This window comes from Amycolatopsis jiangsuensis (assembly GCF_014204865.1).
Lineage (GTDB): Bacteria > Actinomycetota > Actinomycetes > Mycobacteriales > Pseudonocardiaceae > Amycolatopsis > Amycolatopsis jiangsuensis.
On record NZ_JACHMG010000001.1, the window covers coordinates 4607012 to 4628600 of the forward strand.

Here is a 21589-nt window from a genome sequence, read left to right on the forward strand (position 1 = left end):
TTCCGGGCAATGCCGGTGGCCCGGTAGGTCGTCGATCCGGCCGGAGGCCGCCGGGTCGGGCATAGTGGCCCCGTGATCGATCGCTCCCCCGGCGCGGCCCGCGTCGAGCGGCTGGCCGAGGACGTCTTCGGCTACGTGCAGCCGGACGGCTCCTGGTTCATCAACAACTGCGGGTTCGTCGACGCGGGCGGGCACTCCGTCCTGATCGACACCTGCGCCACCGAACGGCGCACCCGGGCGCTGCTCACCGCCGTCGAGGACACCAGCGGGCCGGTCAGCACGCTGGTCAACACGCACCACCACTCCGACCACACCAACGGCAACTACCTCGTCACCGGCGCCACGGTGGTCGGCCACCGCAAGACGCGCGCGGCGATGCTGGCCGACGGAATCCAGCGGTACGACGGCGTGCTCGTCGGCAACGACTGGGGCGACCTCGAGCTGCGTGTGCCCGAGGTCGTCTTCGACGAATGGCTCACCGTCTACGCCGGGCGGACGCGGATCGACCTGATCCACCCCGGCCACGCCGCGCACACCACGAACGACGTGCTCGCCTGGCTGCCCGAGCAGCGCGTGCTCTACGCCGGCGACCTGCTGTTCAACGGCGGCAGCCCGTTCGCGCTGATGGGCTCGGTGGCCGGCTGGCGTGCCGCGCTCGACGTGATCAGGGAACTCGACCCGGTCCTGATCCTGCCCGGCCACGGTCCGGCCTGCGACCTTTCGGTGGTGGACACCGTGGACGCCTACCTGGAGTTCGTCCAGCGGGCCGCGGAAAGCGGAAAGGCGGCCGGCCGGTCCCCGCTGGAGCAGGCGAAGGACACCGACCTCGGCCGGTTCGCCGAGCTGAGCGAACAGGAACGGCTCGCCGGCAACCTGCACCGTGCCTACGCCGAACTCGACGGAGCGGGCTGGGGCGCGGAAATCGACCTGGTCGACGCGCTGACGGACATGCTCGCCTACAACGGCGGCCCGATCCGCTGCTTCTCCTGACCCACCACAGAGGACCCTCACGCGGGACTCTCCCGCGCGGGCGAACCGGACTACGCTCGGACTCCGGCAGAGACTTCGGAAAGGGTTCGGATGAGCAAGAAGGCGAGCATCGGGGTCACCGGCCTCGCGGTCATGGGCCGCAACCTGGCGCGCAACCTGGCCCGGCACGGGCACACGGTGGCCCTGCACAACCGCTCCGAGGAGCGGACCCGCAAGCTCGTCGAGGAGTTCGGCGACGAGGGCGAGTTCATCCCGGCGTACTCCGCGCGGGAGTTCGTCGACGCGCTCGAGCGGCCGCGGCAGATCGTGATCATGGTCAAGGCGGGCGGGCCCACCGACGCGGTCATCGAGGAGTTCGCACCGCTGCTCGAGCAGGGCGACGTCATCATCGACGCGGGCAACGCGCACTTCGCGGACACGCGCCGGCGCGAGAAGGCGCTGCGGGAGCGCGGTCTGCACTTCGTCGGCAGCGGCGTTTCCGGTGGCGAGGAAGGCGCGCTGCACGGCCCGAGCATCATGCCGGGCGGGTCGAAGGAGTCCTACCAGTCGCTCGGGCCGCTGTTCGAGGACATCTCGGCGAAGGTCGACGGCGAGCCGTGCTGCACGCACATCGGCGCGGACGGCGCGGGCCACTTCGTGAAGATGGTCCACAACGGCATCGAGTACGCGGACATGCAGCTGATCGCCGAGTCGTTCGACCTGTTGCGCGGCGCCGCGGGGTACGCGCCCGCCGAGATCGCCGACGTGTTCCGGACGTGGAACACCGGGCGGCTCGACTCCTACCTGATCGAGATCACCTCCGAGGTGCTCAAGCACGTGGACGCGTCCGGCAGCCCGTTCGTCGACGTGGTGGAGGACGCCGCGGAGCAGAAGGGCACCGGCCGCTGGACCGTGCAGATCGGGCTGGACCTCGGCGTGCCGATCAGCGGGATCGCGGAGGCGGTGTTCGCGCGTTCGCTGTCCGGTTCGAAGCCGCTGCGGGAGGCCGCGCGCGGGCTTGGCGGTCCGTCGCGGGCGCCGTTGAGCGGGGCGGCGCTGGAGACGTTCGCCGACGACGTGGAGCAGGCGCTGTACGCGTCGAAGGTGGTCGCCTACGCGCAGGGCTTCAACCAGATCCAGGCCGGTGCCGCGGAGTACGGCTGGGACATCGACCTGGGCCGGGTCGCCGCGATCTGGCGCGGCGGCTGCATCATCCGCGCGAAGTTCCTCAACGACATCACCTCCGCCTACGCCGAGGAACCGGCCCTGCCGACGCTGCTCACGTCCGGCGGGTTCCGCAAGGCGGTGGAGGACGCGCAGGACTCGTGGCGCTCGGTCATCTCGACCGCGGTGCGGCTCGGCATTCCGACGCCCGGCTTCTCCACCGCGCTGGCCTACTACGACGGCCTGCGTGCCGACCGCCTGCCGGCCGCGCTGGTCCAGGGCCAGCGCGACTTCTTCGGCGCGCACACCTACCGCCGCGTCGACCGGGAAGGCTCGTTCCACACGCTGTGGGCTGCTGAGGACCGCTCCGAGGTCGACGCCTGACCGTCCCACGACCGTTGCCGTGAAGGCCTCCCTCAGGAATCTGACTTCCTGAAGGGGGCGTTCACGGCTTCGCCGGTCACGGCGCGCGGGTGGCGAGGATTTCCGCGAGAGCTTCGTTGATCTTGGCTTCGGCCGGTTCCTTCGTGATGCCCAGCTCGCTCAGTACCTCGTAACCACCACCCTCGCCCTGCTCCAGCAGGGCCAGCAGGAGGTGTTCAGTCCCGATGTAGTTGTGCCCGAGGCGCAGAAACACCCATGTCGGCGCCGATGTCGGTCCACGAGGCACCGGACCGCCGCGCCTGGTCCACGAAATGGCCGACCAGGTGGTCGGCGAACTCCCCGAGATGCCGGCCGAGGTACGCCCGCGTCGGTCAGGCAGCGCGGGACTTGAGGTGTGCCTTGAGATCGAAGGAATCGGCTGCCAGGTCGGCGTAGGCCGGGTGCGGTTCCGCGGTGAACAGGCGACGCGCGGCGATGTGGTCGGGCGGGCGGTTGACCGACTCCACCGCGATCAGCACGTCGTCGCGGAACGACAGCACGGAGAACTTGCCCGCTTCACGGTCGCCGGTCACCACGGTCCGGTCCGCCGCCGCGAGGATGCCCGCGATCTGCAGCTTCGCGCCGGTCTGGTCGGTCCAGAACCAGGGCAGGCTGTCGTACGGCGCCGGTGCGCCGGTGATCGCCGCGGCCACCGAACGGGCCTGGTCCACCGCGTTCTGCACCGATTCCAGCCGCGTCACCGAGCCGGCCTGCACGCACGGGAAGCTGGCGCAGTCGCCGATCGCGAAGATCCGCGGATCCCCGGTGCGCAGGTGCTCGTCCACCACCACACCGTTGGCCACGTCGAGGCCGGCCTGCTCGGCCAGCGTCGTCTCCGGCAGGACGCCGACCGCGACCACGACGAGATCCGCGGGCAGGCGACGGCCGTCGGACAGCTCGACCGACTCCACGCGTCCCTCGCCGTGCAGCGCGGTCACACCGGTGCCGAGCAGCACCGTGTGCCCGGCCTCCCGGTGGTGCCCGGCGAAGAACTCCGAAATCTCCGGCGACGCGACCCGCGCGAGCAACCGATCCTGCGCCTCCACCACGGTGACCGGGCGCCCGGCGTGCGCGGCGAACTCGAGCCCGATGAACCCGCCGCCGATCACCACGACGTCCTTCGCGGCTTCCAGCGACTCCCGCAGCCGGTCGGCGTCGTCGCGGGTACGCAGCATCAGCACACCCTCGAGGTCGGCGCCGGGCACCGGAAGCGTGCGGTTGCGGGCGCCGGTGGCGAGCACCAGGTGGTCGTAGGCCAGCTCGGTGCCGTCCTCCAGCCGCACCCGGGCGGCGGCACGGTCGACCGCGGCGACCCGGCCGGGCACGAGCCGGATGTCCTTCTCCGCGAAGAAGTCCTCCGGCCGCAGGCGCAACTGCTCGTCCCCGGCCGTGCCCTCGAGGTAGGCCTTGGACAGCGGCGGCCGCTGGTACGGCACCCCCGGCTCGTCGCCGATCAGGACCACCTGACCGGTGAATCCCTTGTCCCGCAACGACGCCGCGGTCTGGAAACCGCTCTGCCCGGCGCCGACGACGAGAACGGTTTCGGTGCTCATACCTGCTCCTCCTGACATCTCCGGACCATCTGAGCACACCTCGGCCAAGATCGTCGAGGCGCAGCCGTCACACCCGCTGCAGAAACGCGATCGCGTCCGCCGCACCGACTGCGTCGAACGGAAGGTACGCGCGTCCGTCGCCGGTCCGGGCGGGCAGATCCGGATCGATTCCGGCGGTTTCGACCAGTTCACGGTCCTGCACCGTCGCGGCGAGGTGCGCCTGCAGCGTCCCCGAAGCCGGCTCGCCTACCGCATCGGACGAGCCGAAGTCGGTGGCAATGAACACATAGCGGTCGCCAAGCCGATGCGCGACCTGCGCGCCCGCGCTGCACCACTGCCCGCCCATCATCGAGATCGCACGCCGCTGCAGGTGCTGGTTGTGGGCGGAGACGAACGTGTGCGGCAGCGCGAGGAGGTTTTCCGCCATCATCACGTCGCGCTGCGCGCCGAGCCGGCCCATGCGTTCCGGCGACGTGTCGGTCATCAGCGCGTGGTAACGGCAGAGGCCGACCGCGGTACGGGCGAGCAGCTCACCACCCTCGGGCAAGCCCGGCCGGGCCCGTTCGCACTGGCCGGCCAGGTCGTCGGCGATCAACCGCAGCTCACGAGCTGCCGGGCGGTCGCCTTGCGACTTCCTGCCGTCCCACATCGCCGCCTCGTCGGCCCAGCCCGCGTCCTCGCCGGCCAAGCGCTCGATGGTCGCGACGTCGTAGGGCACGTCGTCGAGGTGTGCGGACAGGAAGCCGTGCAGTTCGGTGAGCACGGCGCGTGGGCTGGGTGCGCTCGCCATCTCCAGCGGGGCGTCGAACCCGTGGAAACGCACCTGGTCTTCGGGCGCGCGTCCGGTGTTGTGGTCGCGCAGCCACTCGACCAGCGCGCGGTTCGACGGGAAAGCGCCGAAGCCGTGGCTGAACCCGGTGGCCAGCACCTGGTCGAGGTCCCCCGCACCGGTGGTCACGTAGCGGTCGACCAGCCGCCCAGCCAGGCAGTCGGTTTCCAGCGCGATCGATCGATAGCCGTGCTCGCGGACGAGATACCGGAAAACCTCGTTGCGGAACAACGGAAAAGCTTCGGTCCAGTGAGTGGGTTCCCCCAGCCCGAGCAGTGTCGGGCAGCGGCGGGCGAGGAAGGTCTCGAAGGTCTTCATTGCTTTGACCGTATCGTTGAACTTTCGGTTGGCGCTTTCCCGATACTCACCTGGTTGAATAGCGCGAGAACCCTCAAACCGGAGGTGACATGCGTCCGAAGGACCTCGCTCGCGAGCACGGCCTGTCGACCCAAGCTGTCCGCAACTACGAGGAGGACGGCATCCTCCCGCCCGCCGAGCGTGGACCGCAGGGCTACCGGACCTACACCGAACGCCACGCGCAAGCGTTGCGCGCCTTCCTCACGCTGCGCCCCGGCTTCGGCCATGCCCGCGCGGCAGCGATGCTGCGCGCGGTCAACGAGCGCTCGGCAGACACCGCATTCCAGCTGATCGACGAGGGCCACGCCGAGCTGCTACGCGACCGCGGCACTCTGACCGACGTCGAACACGCGCTGCGGAACCTCACGCAAGAACCAGCCGTACGCCAGAGCGTGCCCTCGATCGGCGCGCTCGCGCACCAGCTGTCGGTGCATCCGGCCACGCTGCGCAAATGGGAGGCCGCCGGAATCCTGCGTCCGGAACGGGATCGCGCCGGGCACCGTCGCTACCCACCGATCGCGGTGCGCGACGCCCGTCTCGCCCACCAACTGCGCCGCGGTGGCTACCCGCTCAGCCGGATCGCGGCAGTGCTCGATCAGGTCCGCCACGCCGGCGGCGTCGCACCCCTGGAAGAAGCCTTGCGCGGCTGGCGATCCCGGCTCACCGCACGGGCCCACGCGATGCTGGACGGAGCCGCTCAGCTGGCGTGTTACCTCGCCGACCCGCCCTGAGCGGGCCTGCTGACAGTACCGCCACTGGTGCCCCTCACCGGGGCTTCACCGACCCGTGACGCCGCAGGTGGTTACGGGCGGCCCCACACCCGCTCGGCCGTCGACACGATCAGCTCCAGCTTCCGGAGCTGGTCGTCGGTGCTCAGGTCGTTGCCCTCCTCGGTCGAGGAGAATCCGCACTGCGGCGAAAGGCACAGCTGGTCGATGTCGACGTACTGGGCGGCTTCCTCGATCCGGCGCACCAGCGCGTCCGGATCCTCCAGCTCGGGCCGCTTCGTGGTGACCAGGCCCAGCACCACCCGTTTGCCCTTCGGCACGAACCGAAGCGGGGCGAACCCACCCGAGCGCTCGTCGTCGAACTCCAGGAAGAACCCGTCCACGCCGAGCTCGGTGAACAGCGCTTCGGCGACGAAATCGTAGCCGCCTTCGGCCACCCACGACGAACGGAAGTTGCCGCGGCACAGGTGCGTGGTCACCGCCATGCCCTCGGGTTTTCCGGCCAGCGCGGCGTTGATCTGCGCGATGTTGCGCAGGTGCATGGTGTCCGGGTCGCTGCCCATCTTCGCGACCATCTCGCGCTGCTTCGGGTCGTTGAGGTAGGCGAGGCTGGTGTCGTCCAGCTGGAGGTAGGTGCAGCCGTGCTCGCCCATCGCCCGCAGCTGGGCCGCGTACGCCGTGGCGAGATCGGCGAAGAACTCCTCCAGGTCCGGGTACACGGTCTCGCTCACCGCCGCCCGGCCGCCGCGGTAGTAGACCATGCTCGGCGACGGGATGGTGAGCTTCGGCGTGATCCCGGGCCCGGTGTGCGCCTTCAGGAACTCGAAGTGCTCGGCGAAGATCGGCTGCTCGAGCCGGACCTTGCCGTCCACCCGCAGCGTCGACGGGCTGAATTCGACGTCGCCGTCCGCGTTGTGGAACGTGACGTGCAGCCGCTCGTCCCCGCGGGAGACGCCACCGAGTGCGTAGATGAAGTCCATGTGCCACGACGACCGTCGGAACTCACCGTCGGTGGCCGAGGACAGGCCCGCCTTCGCCTGCATCTTCACGACGTCGCGGATCGCGTCGTCCTCGACTGCCCGCAGCTGCTCGGCGCTGACTTCCCCGGCGGCGTACCGTCGCCGGGCCTCGCGCAGCACCGGTGGCCGCAGCAGGCTTCCGACGTGATCGGCTCGAAACGGCGGATTCATACCTGGCATCGTCACACCCAACCAGCGTCTCGGCAGGATCGAAAGGGCCGCTCATGACGAACTCGCCGCATCCGGTCGACCGTGGCCTGCCCGCGGGCCGCCTGCTGCTGCTCGGACTGCAGCACATGGCGATCATGTACACCGGCTGCATCGCCGTGCCCCTGATCGTGGGCAGCGCACTGCATCTGGACGACGCGTCGGTCGCCCTGCTGGTCAACGCGGACCTGTTCGTGGCAGGGCTGGCCACCCTGGTGCAGTCGGTGGGCATCGGGCGGATCTTCGGGATCCGCCTTCCGGTGGTGGCCGGCGCCACGTTCACCGTGGTCAACCCGATGATCCTGATCGCAGCGCAGTACGGCATCACCGCGGTCTACGGCGCGATGATCGCCTCCGGCGTGTTCGGGCTGCTCATCGCGAAACCGTTCGCGGCACTGATCCGGTTCTTCCCGCCGCTGGTGTCCGGCACCCTGCTGCTGGTCATCGGCGTTTCCCTGCTCGGGCCGGGTGCGGCGATGATCGCAGGGCACGACACCGGCGACGCGTCCTACGGCGATCCGGCGAACCTCGGGCTGGCCTTCGGCGTGGTCGCGCTGATGGTGCTGTTCACCCGGCTGCTGCACGGGTTCCTCGGCCAGATCGGGCCGCTGCTCGCCCTTGTGGCGGGCTTGCTGGTGGCCATTCCGCTGGGCCGGGCGCAGTTCTCCGGGGTCGGCGACGCGAGCTGGTTCGGGCTGGCCTCGCCACTGCACTTCGGCGCGCCGACGTTCCCGGTCGCGGCGGTGGTGTCGATGTGCGTGGTGATGCTGGTTTCGTTCACCGAGACCACCGCCGACCTGATCGCGGTCGGCGAGATCACCGGCCGCCCGGCCACCGGTCCCGACCTCGCCCGCGGACTGGCCACCGACGGGTTGTCCGCGATCGCCGGCGGGTTCATGAACTCCTTCCCGGACACGGCGTTCGCGCAGAACGTGGGGCTGGTCCAGATGACCGGCGTGCGCAGCCGGTGGGTGGTCGCGGTGACCGGCGGGCTGCTCGTGGTGATGGGGCTGGTGCCGAAGATCGGCGCCTTCCTGGCCGCGATCCCGGAACCGGTGGTGGGTGGCGTGGCCGTGGTGATGTTCGCGATGGTCGCCGTGGTCGGGGTGCAGAACCTGACGAAGGTGGACTTTTCCGGCAACCACAACGGCTTCGTGGTCGCGGTCGCGCTCGGCGTCGGGCTGTTGCCCGCGTTCGGGCTCGACCCGTCCGGTAACTCCATCTTCTTCCAGCACTTCCCGGCGTGGTTGCGCACGGTCTGCGGCAGCCCGATCACGGTGGCGGCAGTACTGGCCTTCGTGCTGAACCTGCTCTTCAACCATCTCGGCCGGCGCCGCGGCCAGGATCCGCTGCGCGCTCGGTGAGCAGCCGCTCGGCCAGCCGGGCACCGAGGCCCGTCTCGATCGGCATCCGGAACAGCGCCCGCAGGTACAGCGGCGCGAGGACGTAGTCCAGCAGATCCTCGACGACGGGGGTGGGCTCGCCGCGTTCGGCGGCCACGGCGAGCATCCGCTCGAGATCCGCGCGGCGGGCCAGGAGGTGCTCGGCGGGACTGGCATCGGTGCTTCGCGCGGCGACGAGCGCGGGCAGCAGCACCTGCGAGTCGGGCATGGTCAGCGAACGCTCGACCCCGGTTGCCCACGCTTCGACGTCACCGCGCAGCGATCCCGTGTCGGGCATCGGCGTGGTGGCCCGCAGCCGGGAGACGGCGGCCTCGAGAAGGAGGTTCGCGCACGTGCCCCACCGGCGGTAGAGACTGGTCGGGTTCACGCCCGCCCGCTCCGCGATGCGCGGGATCGCTGCTTCGGTTTCCCCGGAGGCGTACAGGTCGATCGCGGCGTCGTACACCGCTTCGCGCACCCGTGCGCTGCGTCCGCCTGGTCTGGTGCCGCTCACTTCGGCCATCTTCGCATCCTAAAGCAGTTTTGGTTGCCTTAAAGCTCGGAGTCTGCGTAGGCTTAAGGCAAATCCCATGGCCTTAAGGAGTCGACGATGGTTCGCAGGATGCCCGTACCGGAACGGGAAGCGCTGCTCGCTGCCGCGCACGTGAGCGTGCTCACCGTGGCCGCCGAACCTGGCCGCGCCCCGCTGACCACGCCGATCTGGCACAGCTACACCCCCGGCGGCGAAGTCACCGTGCTCACTTCCCCGCAGCTGCGCAAGACGAAGCTGATCGCGGAGGCCGGCCGGTTCGCACTGTGTGTGCTGGCACCCGGCGGTATGCAGTACGTGACCGTGGAGGGCTCGGTGACCGGCACTCGCCCGGTCACCGAGGCCGATCGGCTGGCCATGGCGCAGCGCTACCTTCCGGACGAAATCGCGGAGGGCTACCTCCGCCTGACCTACGACCAGCAGTCCGGCAACGTCGCGATCACCATGCGTCCGGAACGCTGGAACACCGGCGACTTCAGCGATCTCACCGAGGCGCTCAGCCCGTCGTGACGGTGCAGCGCCTCAGCCGCCGGGGCAGCTCAGCAGAAGAGAATGCCGAGCAGGCACGGCGGCGGGAGCTGGGGAGCACTCGAGGACGGTGGGTCGTCCGGCGAAGCAGTGCCGGACGGCCCGGAGGAGGTCGTGCCCGGCGGCGACGAGGTGTCCGGATTCTCCGCGGACGACGTCGCCGGGTGGGACTCGGTCGAGCTCTGCTCGTCGGAGGGATTCAGCGGATCGATCGCGATGCGGGCCGGCGGGGTGGTGTCCTCGGTGGTCTCCTGGCCGCCGGCCGGCACGGTGCTCTCGCTGTTCTCGATGGTGGCCGGGTTGGTTTCGTCCACCCCACCCGCACCGCCGGTGCGATTGGGCATCTCGATCACCCGCATCTCGGTGACGCGCACCGCCTCGTCGTGTGCGGTGGTCCCGAACGAGACGAGCACGGCAGCGGCGCCGCAGCCGACGACCACAGCGAGCATCACGGCGACCATCCGCCAGCGCGACCGGGACGGTGGTGGCACCCGCTCGCCCCATCCCTCACGTACCAGCAGGTCGGCGACCGGGACCTCATCGTTCACCAGCGGGGACCTTTCACGAGGAGTGGTCCCTTCTTACCGGATCTGACCACCGAATGGGTGAGAAAAACCACCAAAGCCTACTGAGTGTGCATCACCCTACCGGGCGGCTGTCACAGCGTTTTCACAGCTTGGCCTAGTCAGAATCCCAGCATGCCCGGTCATCCTGGAGCCATGTCGTTGCATCCACCGGCCCCTGCCGTCTCCTGGGTGCAGCGCGTCGTCCCCCGAAAGTGGGCCGCCGGCTGGGTCCAGTTTCGGTACGTCCTGCAGGGCCTGCTGGGCACGGTCCGCGCGTCCGGCTCGCTGGTGTGCCCGGACGGCGCCTCGCTCGGGCGGACCGGCCGCGCGTGGCTGCGTTACCTGCCCTCCGCCCGGACCACGCCCTTCACCTTCAGCTACCTCCTCCTGCTGCTGGGCACCACGCTCGTGCTGAGGTTCGCCGATCCGGTGCTCACCGCGAAGCTGCTGCAGCTGTCCAGCACCGACGCGCACAATCTGTCGCACCGTCCGCTCACTTCGCTGGTCAGCAGTGCGATCTGGATCGAGGACGGCGGCTGGATCGTCTACGCGGCGATCTTCGCCCTGGCCATCGCGCCGCTCGAACGGCGGTTCGGTCCTACGCGTACGGCGCTCGTCTTCTTCAGTGGCCACGTCCTCGCCACCCTCGCCACCGAACTGCCGGTGATGGCGCTGATCCATTCGGAGATCCTGCCCACGTCCGCGGGCCGCTGGCTGGACATCGGCGTCAGCTACGGCTTCCTCACCACCGCGGGCGCGCTCGCGTACCTGGCGCGCGGACGGGCACGGGTCCTCGTCCTGGTCACGCTGGAGTTGTTCGTGGTCGGGGTGTACGTCGCGGACACTCCGGGCAGCCTCGATTCGGTGGTCACCGCTCTCGGGCACGCCTTCGCCGTGCACTTCGGCCTGCTGTTCTGGGGACCACGGCTGCGGATACCGGCCCGGCCCGGGGTGCCGGTCGACAGCTGATGCCCGAGCGTGTGCACGCCCGACGCGGCTGGATGAACGCCCTGGTCCGGACGAGTGGCCCCAGGAAGCTGCGCGCACACGTATACACGGGCTTCACTCGGTGGTGTAATCGACGGGCCATCTGCCGACACAGGGGGTCCGGAAGCACATGGAGGCTGACGCCCTAGCCGGCGAACCGGCGGAGGACGCCGGCTCCGCCGCATGGCTCGCCGGCCTGCATCCGGCCGACGGCGAGGGCGTCGTCTTCGCCCTGCATACCGGCGCCGGCCCGGCCACGCTCACCTGGCTGCCCGGTCTGGATGCCGTGCTCGGCCGTCCCGGCGCGAGCGGCAACGAACTGTGCGGACGGCTCACCGAACTGCTCGGACCACTCACCGTGCACCTCCCGCGCACCCGGCCGGGCCGGGACTTCGCGCTGGAACAGCCCTACGACGCCGGTGACGGCGCACGCAGGCGGATCCGGCTGCGTGCCCGCACGGTCGGCGACCACGGCCGTGCGACCGGCTTGCTGGGCGTCGTCTCCGCGGTGTCCGAGGACCTGCCGGGGCACTCCGAACTCACCGAACTGGCCGACCGCTACCGCGTCCTGGTGGAACTGAGCCCGGACGCGATCTGCGTGCACGAGGGCGGGGTGATCACCTACGCCAACCGCGCCGCGCTCGACCTGTTCGCCGCGCGGTCACCAGCGGACGTCGTCAGCCACCCGTTCGCCGAGTTCGTGGCGGCGGAATCGGCGGGCCTGCTGGTGGACGACATCGGTCCGGCGCCGGTCGAGGCCGTGCTCAAGCGGGCCGACGGCAGCAAGTTCACCGCCGAGACGGTGTCCGTGCGCACCACCGGCAAGGACACGCCGTCGTTCCAGGTGGTGATCCGTGACGTCACCACGAAACTGGCCGCGGCGGCCGCTGTGCGCACTCAGGCGGCGCTGGTGACGCACGTCAGCGACGCCATCGTCACGGTCACCGCCGAGCACATCGTGACGAGCTGGAATCCCGCCGCGGAAAGCGTGTACGGCTGGCCGGAATCCGAGGCGCTCGGCCGGCGGATCCGCGAGGTGCTGGGGGTGGACCTGGACCCGGAGGCGATCCAGCGGGCCGGGGGCGTCGTCGCGCAGACCCACCACCGGCGGGACGGAGCGCTGCTGTCCGTACGGGTCTCCACGACCGGGACCGGCGACGGATACGTGCTCGTCTGCACCGACGACACCGCGCGGCGGCGGGCCGAGCTGCACTACCGCACGGTGGTCGCGGCGCTCGACGAGGGCGTGCTGGTGATGGGACCGACCGGCTCGATCGAGTCGGCGAACCCGGCCGCCAGCCGCATCCTCGGCGTACCGGCGGCGGACCTGATCGGCGCGGCGTGCTCGACGCTGGTGCTGTTCGAGGAATCCGGCAGGCGGATCCCGCCGGACGAACTGCCGTCCGTGCGCACCCGGCGGACCGGCGTGCCCCAGAACGGCCTGGTGGTCCGGCTGCGCCGCCCGGACGGCCGCGACGTGTGGGTGACGCTCACGTCGCGGCTGCTGGATCCCGACGATCCGCGGAACGTCTCCGTGGTCACCTCCTTCACCGACATCACCGAGCGGCGCGCGATCAGCGCCCGTCTCGCCCACGACGCGACCCACGATCCGTTGACCCGCCTGGCGAACCGGACGCTGGTGCTGGACCGGCTCGAACGGCGCACCCGCGGCGGCGCTGTGACCGTGGTGTTCCTGGACCTGGACAAGTTCAAGCTGATCAACGACTCGCTGGGCCACCCGGTCGGCGACCAGGTGCTGCGTATCGCGGGAGAACGGCTGCGCCGGGTCACCGGCCCCGGCGACGTGGTCGGCCGCCTCGGCGGGGACGAGTTCGTGGTGGTCACCACCGGGGCCACCGAAGCCGAGCAGGCGCGCGTGTTCGCCGCGCACCTGCGTTCGGCCCTGGCCGAACCGGTGAACGTGCACGGCAGGGCGCTGCACCTGGACGCGAGCATGGGCATCGTGCTGGTCGCCGACGCCGACCCACGCAGCGCCGAGGACGTGCTGCGCGACGCGGATGTCGCGATGTACCAAGCGAAGTCCCGCGGCCGGGGCCGGTTCGAGTTCTTCGACGTCGCACTGCGCACCCGGATGCAACGCCGGCTGCGGATGGAACAGGACCTGCGCGACGCCGTCCACAGTGGACAGTTGTGGCCGGCGTACCAGCCGGTGGTGGACCTGCACACCGGTGACATGGTCGCGGTGGAGGCTTTGCTGCGCTGGACGCACCCGAAACACGGCCCGATCTCGCCGGCGGAGTTCATCCCGCTCGCCGAGGAAAGCGAACTGATCAACGTACTGGGCAAGTTCGTCCTGAATGACACGACCAGGGAACTGGCCGCCCTGCGCAGTGCACGAGGACTGGACCTGAGCCTGAAGGTGAACCTTTCGGTGCGGCAGCTGGACGACCCGCACCTCGTTCCGGCGGTACGGGACGCGCTGGCGACCACCGGTCTGCCGGCGAACGCCCTGACGCTGGAGGTGACCGAAAGCGCCCTGATGCGCGACACGTCGGCCGCCGCGGAAGTGCTGACCGCCCTGCGGTCCCTCGGCGTCCTGCTGGCGATCGACGATTTCGGCACCGGATACTCGTCACTGGCCCAGCTCCGCACCCTGACCCTGGATACCCTGAAGATCGACCGCTCGTTCATCACCGGAATAGCCGATTCCCACGACGCGGCCGCGATCGTGGCGAGCATCATCGCCATGGCCCACGCGGTGGGCCTGACGGTGGTGGCCGAGGGCGTGGAAACGGAGAAGGAACTGATCCTCCTCCGGGAGCTCGAATGCGACCAAGCCCAGGGCTACCACCTCGGACGACCTTCGGCGGCCGCGGAACTGTTCCGGTAGACGCGGTGAACGGCCCGGCGGGCTCAGTACCCGCACGAAGGCGTACGGCGGGCTCGACTTCCTGGAACTGATTCCCGGAACGACTCCGTTCCGCGGTTCGCTGCTCGATTCCGGCATTTTTCAGGCACCGCGAGCCCGCGATTCCGCCACATGGATGACCTGAGCTCACCTTGCCCTGCCAGGCTGGGAAACCTGCCCGAGAAGCCCTGTCCACAGGACAGAAACCTGGCAGTACGCCAGAACGCGTTGACGTCGCCACCAAGGGTAATTAACATCGGATCGCTCGGTTGTGCACCATTATCACGTTCCTCCCTTGCCCGTGGCGGAAACCGTCGACGTCGGCTCCGCTGCGCCCGGAAAACGCTTCCAAGGACTCGGCATGCGAGCATTCCCCCGAACGGTATCCACATCGGTGATGCTGACCGTCGCGCTGGCGGTCGCCACACTTGCGGCGGCGGGTCCGGCCACCGCCTCCACCTCGGCCGGGCCGCTTGGCGATCCGGGCACCGGTGCCACCGGCGTGGACATCCCCGCGACGGCCACCCCGGCGCCCACCGCCACGCCGTCCGCAGGCAAGGAGAAAGCCGCGGACATCTGCAACAAGTACTGCGACGCACGAGATCCCGGCGAGGCCTCGGACGCGCGGCTCGTGGCCACCGCCGACGCGGCGGACGGACGGCAGCTGGAGCTGCGGATGGCTGACGGCGACGACATGGGGTGGGCCACGATCACCCACGGCGGAGCCGGCGACGAGGTCTGGCTGGACCGGTCCTTCGACGGTGGCCGGACCTGGTCCTCGGGCAGCAAGCTCGGTGACACCGTCGCCCCGTCCGGTCAGCAGGACTGGCGAACGCTGATGTACAACGTCGACGACTGGAACAACGCCGGCTACGGACTGTTGCGCGCCTGCGGCCTGCCCCAGGGCGCGTCCTCGGTCAGCTGCACCGGCTGGGCCCGCAGCACGTGGAACGCCGGTACCCGCAGCACGGCCGCGGCGACCGCGCTGATGGAGTACTACAACGGCGGGACCGGCCTGTTCGACACCACCGGCTGGTGGAATTCCGCGAACGCGCTCACCGCGCTCATCGACAACGTGCGAGTCAGCGGAATGGACAGCTACCGCTACGCCATCGACCAGACCTACCGGCTGAATCTCCAGGCACAGCGCGGAGACTTCACCAACGACTACCTCGACGACACCGGCTGGTGGGGCCTGGCCTGGATCGACGCCTACGACCTCACCGGTGACAGCAAGTACCTCGACACCGCCAGGATCGATGCCGACTACCTGCATTCCTACTGGGATTCCACCTGCGGCGGCGGGATCTGGTGGAGCGTCGAGAAGACCTACAAGAACGCCATCGCGAACTCGCTCTACATCGAGCTCAACGCCGCACTGCACAACCGGATCGACGGCGACACCGGCTATCTGGAGCGGGCTCGGGACGGCTGGTCCTGGTTCACCGACAGCGGCATGATCAACGACTCGAACCTCGTCAACGACGGTATCGACCTCGACACCTGCACCAACAACGGTGGGCAGGTCTACACCTACAACCAGGGCGTGCCGCTGGCCGCGCTGGCCGAACTCCATCGCGCGACCGGGGACGACGCGCTGCTCACCACAGCCCGCACGCTGGCCGACGCGTCCACCACGAGCACGTCCCTCAACAGCGACGGAATCCTGCACGACCCCGGCGACAGCCCCGGCGGCGGTGGCAACGACGGCCCGTCGTTCAAGGGCGTCTACGCCCGCGACCTCGGCGCGCTCAACGCCGCGCTGTCGGATCATCCCTACACCGAGTATCTGCAGCGGCAAGCTGATTCCGCCTACGCGAACGACCGCAACACCGCCGACCAGTACGGCCTGCTGTGGGCGGGCCCGTTCGACCAGTCCGATGCCGCCCGCCAGCAGTCCGCGCTCGACCTCATGAACGCGACGAACTGACCCGGCCACGAGAAGGGAAACCGACATGACGGTCCGGTGGAGACGGCTCTCGCGCGCGGGAAAACGGCTGGCAGCCGTGCTCCCGGTGGTCCTGCTGAGCACTGTTCAGCTCGTAGGCGGTGGCGGAGCGACCGCCTCGGCGGCGACGAATCTGCCGTGTGACATCTACGGCTCCGGCGGCACCCCGTGCGTGGCCGCACACAGCACGACGAGAGCCCTGTCGTCCGGCTATCACGGGCCGCTGTACCAGCTCACGCGTGCCTCGGACGGCACCACGCACGACGTCGGGCAGCTCTCCGACGGTTACGCCGACGCGGCCGACCACGACGCGTTCTGCGCCGCGACCACCTGCCGGATCACGAAAATCTACGACCAGACCGCCAACCACAGCGATCTGACGCCGGCCCCCGGCGGCAGCGCCAACAACACCCCCGACCGCGGCGCCGACGCTTCCGAACTCTCGGTCACCGCGGGCGGTCACAAGGTGTACGGCATCTGGATCTCCCCCGGCGTCGGCTACCGCTACGTGGGCGCGGCGAAGGGCGTCGCGGTGAACGGGCAGCCGGAAGGTGCCTACATGGTGGCCAGCGGCACCCACGTCGGCAGCGCCTGCTGCTTCGACTACGGCAACGCCGAAACCAACTCCGCGGACAACGGCAACGGGCACATGGACGCCGTCAGCATCGCGACGACCTGCTACTTCGAACCGTGCACCGGCACCGGTCCGTGGGTCGAGGCCGATCTGGAGAACGGGATGTTCCAGGGCGACAACGGTTCCAACACCGCGAACCTCGGCAACAAGAGCCCCTACGTCACCGCGGTGCTGCGCAACGACGGCCAGACGAAGTACTCGCTCAAGGGCGGTGACGCGCAGTCCGGTGACCTCACCACGTGGTGGGACGGCGCGCTGCCGAGCCGCGACGGTTACCGGCCGATGAAGCAGGAGGGCGGCATCATCCTCGGCATCGGCGGCGACAACAGCAACTGGAACCGCGGCACCTTCTTCGAGGGTGCGATGGTCGCCGGTTTCCCCAGCGACGACACGGAGAATGCGGTGCAGGACAACGTCGTCTCGATCGGGTACGACGGCGAGACCGACGTGCCCAACGGTCCACAAGGGACCATCACGGGACCGGGTGGGAAATGCGTCGACGTCGCCGGGGACGACACCGGCGCGAACCTGTCCGCGGTCCAGCTGTGGGGCTGCCAGACCTACGCCGAGGACCAGTACTGGACGCACCAGCCGAACGGTTCGCTGACCACGATCGGCCGCTGCCTCGACATCAGCGACAACGGCACCGAGGCCGGCAAGCAGGTCCTGCTGTGGGACTGCACCGGCGGCGGCAACCAGGAGTGGCAGCAGCAGGCCGACGGCTCGCTGCTGAACCCGCGTTCCGGCCGGTGCCTGGATTCCCCGAACGGCGAAACAGCCGACGGCACCGTGCTGCGGATCTGGGACTGTAACGGCGCGGCGGCCCAGAAATTCCAGTTGCACACCGGTTCCTGACCCCTGGTTCCGCCCGGCGACGTTGCGGTGCGGCCCGTGGTGGCTCTAGCGTGAGGAGGTTGACCGGACGCTAGGGGGCTCTCATGCGGTCGCATCGTCGTGCCATCACCGTCGCCGGGTCGGTTCTCGCCGCCGGCCTGCTGTTCGCCGGCTCGGTGCCGGCGGCCGCCGCAGTGCCGGCCGCCGCGGCGGCCGGGCCCACCACCCTGCCCTCCGGCGAATACACCCTTAGCGCGGACTACCACCAGTTCGACGCGCTGAACTCGGCACTCGTCTCGACGCTCGGCACCGCGGCCGTGCACGCCGTGATGGACACCGCGAACCACGCCCGGCGAGCGCTGCCCTCGTCGTTCTCCGTGGCCGGCCTGACCGGCGGTTTCCAGTTCGACGACGCGGACAACCGGGACTGCAAGAGCTATCCGCAGGGCATCACCACGAGCCGCGACGCCGTGGGCACGGCCAACAGCGGCAACTACGACGGCCACCAGCTGGTGCTCATCAGCTGGTACACCAAGGGTTCCTGCACCGGCAAACAGCAGCGCAGCCGGATCACCCTGGTCGACTGGGACGCCACCTACCCGAACAAGTACCGCAAGATCCTGCTCGTGGAGCCGACCGGCAGCACCTCCGAACCCGACTTCAAGGACATCCCGATCCACGCCGGGGGTGTCTCCTGGTACGGCGACTACCTCTACGTCGCCGACACCGGCCGCGGGATGCGGGTCTTCGACCTGCGCAAGATCCTCAAGACCGACACCGGCGGGGACGCGGGCCAGATCGGCCGGCAGTCGTCGACCACGTACTACGCGCACAACTACGCCTACGTGCTCCCGCAGGTCGGCTCGATCGCCTCGAAGACCACCTCGGGCACCGACCTGGTGTGGTCGTCGATTTCGCTGGACCGGGCGACCAAGTCGATCGTGATGAACGAGTACACCTGTCAGTCCGGCTGCGACAAATACCCCAACCGGGCGCCGCGTGCGGTCCGCTATCCGTTCGCACCGTCCGCCACCACCTTCGCCGCGAACACCACGGCCAGCCAGGCACTGCGGCTTCCCTGGTACAAGCTCAACGGCGTCGCCTCGCACAACGGCCGCTGGTGGTTCAACTCCTCCGGCCAGAAACAGCTCTACTACTGGGCACCGGCCACCGGGTCGAAGACCTATCCGTGGGTCGGCAGCGGGGAAAGCATCTCGTACTGGGAGGACGAGACCAAGGCCGATCTGCTGTGGTCACTGCAGGAGGGCACCGGCAGCCGCAACGTGTTCACCGTCGGCCAGGCCGGCTACAGCGGCTGAGGTTCGCGCTCAGGTCACCAGGCCGTGGCGGTAGGCGTAGACCACGGCCTGCACGCGGTCGCGCAGGCCGAGTTTGGTCAGGATCCGTGAGACGAACGTCTTCACCGTCTCCTGGCTGATCGAGAGCGTGCCGGCGATCTCGCTGTTGGACAGCCCGTCGGCGATCAGCCGCAGCACCTCCAGTTCCCGCGGCGTGATCGGGAGCTCGCCGGAGTTTTCCTCGGCCGGACGGATCCGCGCGGCGTACCGGCCCACGAGCTGCCGCGTGACCTCCGGGTCCAGCAGCGCCGCGCCGGTCGCCACGGTGCGGATTCCGTGCAGCAGCTGGGCAGGCGGCGCGTCCTTGAGCAGAAACGCGCTCGCGCCGGCGCGCAGTGCCTCGTAGACGTACTCGTCGAGGTTGAACGTGGTCAGCACGAGGACTTTGACCGGTTCCGCCACGTCCGCTCCGGCCAGCAGCCGGGTGGCGCCGATGCCGTCGAGGACCGGCATGCGCACGTCCATCACCACGACGTCCGGCCGCAGCCGTCCGGCCAGGTCGACGGCAGCCTGGCCGTCCCCGCATTCGCCGACCACTTCGAGGTCGGGCTGCGCGTCGATGATCGTGACCAGTCCGGTGCGGATCAGCATCTGGTCGTCGCAGACGAGCACCCGGATCGGCGCGTTCACCCGCGGCTCCCGGTCGGAATCCGCGCCCGCACCACGAACCCGCCGCCACCGGCCCGGCCCGCGCTGAAATCGCCGCCCAGCACGGTGACCCGTTCCCGCAGTCCGGTGAGACCGCGTCCGCTACCGCCGGGGGACGCGGCATGCGTTCCGGAACTGTCCGTGCTGATCTGCACGGTGATCTCCCTTTCGCAGTGCCGTACCGCGACCGCGGTACGGCTGCCGTGCGCGTACTTGAGGGCGTTCGTCAAAGCTTCCTGCACGACCCGATAGGCCACGAGATCGGCGCTGCCACTCGATTCCGCCGGCGTGCCCTCCTCAGTGAACTCCACCGGCTGACCGGCCTGACGGGTCTGCTCCACGAGCGTGCGGAGCTTACCGGGCGAGGAGGTGGGGACCTCGGTGCCGTGGTCGGGGTTGAGCAGCTCGAGCAGATGCCGCAGATCCGTGATGGCCCGCCGCCCGGTGTCGGTGACCGCGGCCAGCGTCTGGTCCAGCCGTTCCGGTGCGGCGGTCAGATACCGTGCCGCCTCGGTCTGCACGACCATCGCCGTCACGTGGTGGGTCACCACGTCGTGCAGTTCGCGGGCGATCCGGCTGCGTTCGGCGGTGCGGGTGTCCTCGGCGACCCGGCGACGCCGTTCGGCCTCCAGCGCCCGGGTGGAGCGCAGCCACGAACCGAGTGCCCACGCGAAGATCGTCACCAGGTAGAACGTCACGAACTCGATCACCGGCTCGCCACCGGCTCCGAGCCGGTAGAGCACGATCGCGAACGGCACGTACACCACGGTCAGCAGGATCCCGGTGAGCCGGCGGCGCCACTCCAGATGCGCCCCCGCACTCAGCAGCATGATGGCCAGCGCGGTACCGGCCAGGGTGTGGTAACCGCGCAGCTGGTCGATCGCAAAACCGGCGCAGACCAGCGGGAGGGCGATCTGCGGCCACCGGCGGCGCACCGCGAGCGGCAGGCATTCGAGCACGACCACGATTCCGGCCAGTACGTCGTACGGACGCTGCGGAAGGCTGCCGACCTGTGTGCCGTGACTGTCGAAGAACGGCAGGAACGTCGCGATCAGCATGGCCAGCCCGAGCGGGAGGTCCCGGACCACGACGTCCAGCCCGCGCCACCTTCGCAGCACCTCCCGATGGTCGATCATCGGGAAAGTCTAGTCAGGGCAGCGGTTTCGTCCGCGCCGCGTTGGTCGGGGACGGCCGGGCCCCGGCGTGGGAAGGGCTTCAGGTTGCCGCGCCGATGTGCCATCCGGAGAAAGGCGATCGTCGCCAGCACGCAGAAGACCACCGAGTACACACTGCCTTCCGGGCCGAAGGCGCCGCCGGTGAGCACGTCCGGGCCGGACATCGTGGCGCTCAGCAAACCCTGCGAGGTGCCGTTGCCGGAGACAGCCGTGCCGAAGATCCCGCCGGCCGCGAAATTCCAGCCGAAGTGCAGGCCGATCGGCACCCACAGCGTGCGGGTGGCCACGTAGGCCGCGGTGAGCATGCCGCCCGCCTCGATCGCGATGGCGATCGCACCCCACAGGCTCGCGTCCGGGTTGAACAGGTGCGCCATGCCGAACAGCAGACCGGTCGCCACCAGCGCGAACCAGGTACCGGCGCGTTCTTCGACGATCCGGAACAGCACCCCGCGGAACATCAGCTCTTCCGTCGCCGCGGCGGCCGCCATGACACCGAGCAACCCCACCGCGGAAGGAATCGTGCCGAATCCGTGCACCTGGTAACCGCCGAAAACGGCGATGGTGAGGATGACCAGTCCGAAGATCGCGAGACCACCCAGCGTCCCCCAGGCCAGGCCCGGTGCGGCTCCTCTGCCGGACAGCTCGTCGACCGGGCGCCGTTCCATCCGGGCCGCCACCAGCCGGTGGACGAAAATTGCGAGCGTCGCGGTCAACAACCCCACGACGAGCATCAGCGCCGGTCCGTCCTGCGTGGCGGCAGCTGCCTGGCTGCCCAGGAACGAAACCGCCGCGACGGCCGCGAACTGGAGGACCAGCCGCACGACCCACTTGCCCCACTTCATCAGGCCTCCTTCGCCGGAT

The 21589-nt window shown here is 69.7% G+C and carries 19 protein-coding genes and 1 pseudogene; 10 read left to right on the top strand and 10 right to left on the bottom strand.

The window, feature by feature from the left end:
- Positions 1-72 precede the first annotated feature (72 nt).
- Positions 73-990, top strand: a complete 918-nt coding sequence (locus BJY18_RS20560; RefSeq protein WP_184781509.1) for an MBL fold metallo-hydrolase — start codon at positions 73-75, stop codon at positions 988-990.
- Between the two features lie 90 nt (positions 991-1080).
- A complete protein-coding gene (gene gnd, locus BJY18_RS20565) occupies positions 1081-2517 on the top strand; it encodes an NADP-dependent phosphogluconate dehydrogenase (protein WP_184781510.1) in 1437 nt (478 codons plus the stop codon).
- 76 nt (positions 2518-2593) lie between these two features.
- On the opposite strand, the gene BJY18_RS20570 is transcribed toward gnd, so the two are convergent.
- The 4 genes and pseudogenes from BJY18_RS20570 to BJY18_RS20580 all read right to left on the bottom strand — a co-directional run bounded on the left by BJY18_RS20570 (position 2594) and on the right by BJY18_RS20580 (position 5256).
- Positions 2594-2803: a Clp protease N-terminal domain-containing protein gene (locus tag BJY18_RS20570; protein ID WP_376774700.1), complete on the bottom strand. Its 210-nt coding sequence runs from the start codon at positions 2801-2803 to the stop codon at positions 2594-2596.
- Positions 2748-2873, bottom strand: a pseudogene (locus BJY18_RS38075) (Clp protease N-terminal domain-containing protein); the annotation flags it as partial. The gene BJY18_RS20570 and the pseudogene BJY18_RS38075, both read right to left, overlap by 56 nt.
- A gap of 15 nt (positions 2874-2888) precedes the next feature.
- The gene (locus BJY18_RS20575) at positions 2889-4109 is read right to left on the bottom strand and encodes an NAD(P)/FAD-dependent oxidoreductase (RefSeq protein WP_184781511.1); all 1221 of its coding nucleotides are present in this window, start codon (positions 4107-4109) and stop codon (positions 2889-2891) included.
- Positions 4110-4176: 67 nt separating this feature from the next.
- Positions 4177-5256 (bottom strand): erythromycin esterase family protein, encoded by a 1080-nt coding sequence (locus BJY18_RS20580; RefSeq protein WP_184781512.1) that lies wholly within the window; start codon positions 5254-5256, stop codon positions 4177-4179.
- A gap of 89 nt (positions 5257-5345) precedes the next feature.
- Here BJY18_RS20580 and BJY18_RS20585 point away from each other — a divergent pair, with 89 nt between their 5' ends.
- Entirely contained in the window at positions 5346-6026 is a 681-nt protein-coding gene (locus BJY18_RS20585) for a TioE family transcriptional regulator (protein ID WP_184781513.1), read from the top strand.
- A gap of 71 nt (positions 6027-6097) precedes the next feature.
- Here the strand turns inward: BJY18_RS20585 and BJY18_RS20590 are convergent, their stop codons facing one another.
- Positions 6098-7213 carry a 5-methyltetrahydropteroyltriglutamate--homocysteine S-methyltransferase gene (locus BJY18_RS20590; RefSeq protein ID WP_184781514.1) on the bottom strand — a complete coding sequence of 372 codons (1116 nt, stop codon included), beginning with the start codon at positions 7211-7213 and terminating at the stop codon, positions 6098-6100.
- A gap of 53 nt (positions 7214-7266) precedes the next feature.
- Between BJY18_RS20590 and BJY18_RS20595 the strand changes: the two genes are divergently transcribed.
- Complete coding sequence (locus tag BJY18_RS20595) at positions 7267-8613, top strand: nucleobase:cation symporter-2 family protein (RefSeq protein ID WP_184781515.1); 1347 nt, start codon at positions 7267-7269, stop codon at positions 8611-8613.
- Here the strand turns inward: BJY18_RS20595 and BJY18_RS20600 are convergent.
- The gene (locus BJY18_RS20600) at positions 8564-9154 is read right to left on the bottom strand and encodes a TetR/AcrR family transcriptional regulator (protein ID WP_184781516.1); all 591 of its coding nucleotides are present in this window, start codon (positions 9152-9154) and stop codon (positions 8564-8566) included. The two genes, BJY18_RS20595 and BJY18_RS20600, sit on opposite strands and share 50 nt — an antisense overlap.
- Before the next feature lie 87 nt (positions 9155-9241).
- Between BJY18_RS20600 and BJY18_RS20605 the strand changes: the two genes are divergently transcribed.
- Positions 9242-9691: a pyridoxamine 5'-phosphate oxidase family protein gene (locus BJY18_RS20605; protein WP_184781517.1), complete on the top strand. Its 450-nt coding sequence runs from the start codon at positions 9242-9244 to the stop codon at positions 9689-9691.
- Between the two features lie 29 nt (positions 9692-9720).
- On the opposite strand, the gene BJY18_RS20610 is transcribed toward BJY18_RS20605, so the two are convergent.
- Complete coding sequence (locus BJY18_RS20610) at positions 9721-10257, bottom strand: hypothetical protein (protein WP_184781518.1); 537 nt, start codon at positions 10255-10257, stop codon at positions 9721-9723.
- 171 nt (positions 10258-10428) lie between these two features.
- Between BJY18_RS20610 and BJY18_RS20615 the strand changes: the two genes are divergently transcribed.
- From BJY18_RS20615 to BJY18_RS20635, 5 genes are all read left to right on the top strand, one after another.
- Positions 10429-11244 (top strand): rhomboid-like protein, encoded by an 816-nt coding sequence (locus BJY18_RS20615; RefSeq protein WP_246458930.1) that lies wholly within the window; start codon positions 10429-10431, stop codon positions 11242-11244.
- Positions 11245-11392: 148 nt separating this feature from the next.
- Complete coding sequence (locus BJY18_RS20620; RefSeq protein WP_184781519.1) at positions 11393-14113, top strand: sensor domain-containing protein; 2721 nt, start codon at positions 11393-11395, stop codon at positions 14111-14113.
- Between the two features lie 379 nt (positions 14114-14492).
- Positions 14493-16061 (top strand): glycoside hydrolase family 76 protein, encoded by a 1569-nt coding sequence (locus BJY18_RS20625; protein ID WP_246458931.1) that lies wholly within the window; start codon positions 14493-14495, stop codon positions 16059-16061.
- Between the two features lie 25 nt (positions 16062-16086).
- The gene (locus tag BJY18_RS20630; protein ID WP_184781520.1) at positions 16087-17568 is read left to right on the top strand and encodes an arabinofuranosidase catalytic domain-containing protein; all 1482 of its coding nucleotides are present in this window, start codon (positions 16087-16089) and stop codon (positions 17566-17568) included.
- 83 nt (positions 17569-17651) lie between these two features.
- Positions 17652-18866 carry a hypothetical protein gene (locus BJY18_RS20635; RefSeq protein WP_221457857.1) on the top strand — a complete coding sequence of 405 codons (1215 nt, stop codon included), beginning with the start codon at positions 17652-17654 and terminating at the stop codon, positions 18864-18866.
- 9 nt (positions 18867-18875) lie between these two features.
- Here BJY18_RS20635 and BJY18_RS20640 read toward each other — a convergent pair whose 3' ends face one another.
- Genes BJY18_RS20640 through BJY18_RS20650 form a run of 3 tightly spaced genes read right to left on the bottom strand, consistent with a single transcriptional unit; the run spans position 18876 to position 21570 of the window.
- Positions 18876-19535: a response regulator gene (locus tag BJY18_RS20640; RefSeq protein WP_184781521.1), complete on the bottom strand. Its 660-nt coding sequence runs from the start codon at positions 19533-19535 to the stop codon at positions 18876-18878.
- A complete protein-coding gene (locus BJY18_RS20645) occupies positions 19532-20689 on the bottom strand; it encodes a sensor histidine kinase (RefSeq protein ID WP_184781522.1) in 1158 nt (385 codons plus the stop codon). Before BJY18_RS20645 ends, BJY18_RS20640 begins: the two co-directional genes overlap by 4 nt.
- Positions 20686-21570, bottom strand: coding sequence for a CPBP family intramembrane glutamic endopeptidase (locus BJY18_RS20650; RefSeq protein ID WP_221457860.1), 885 nt, complete (start codon positions 21568-21570; stop codon positions 20686-20688). Before BJY18_RS20650 ends, BJY18_RS20645 begins: the two co-directional genes overlap by 4 nt.
- Positions 21571-21589: the final 19 nt, after the last annotated feature.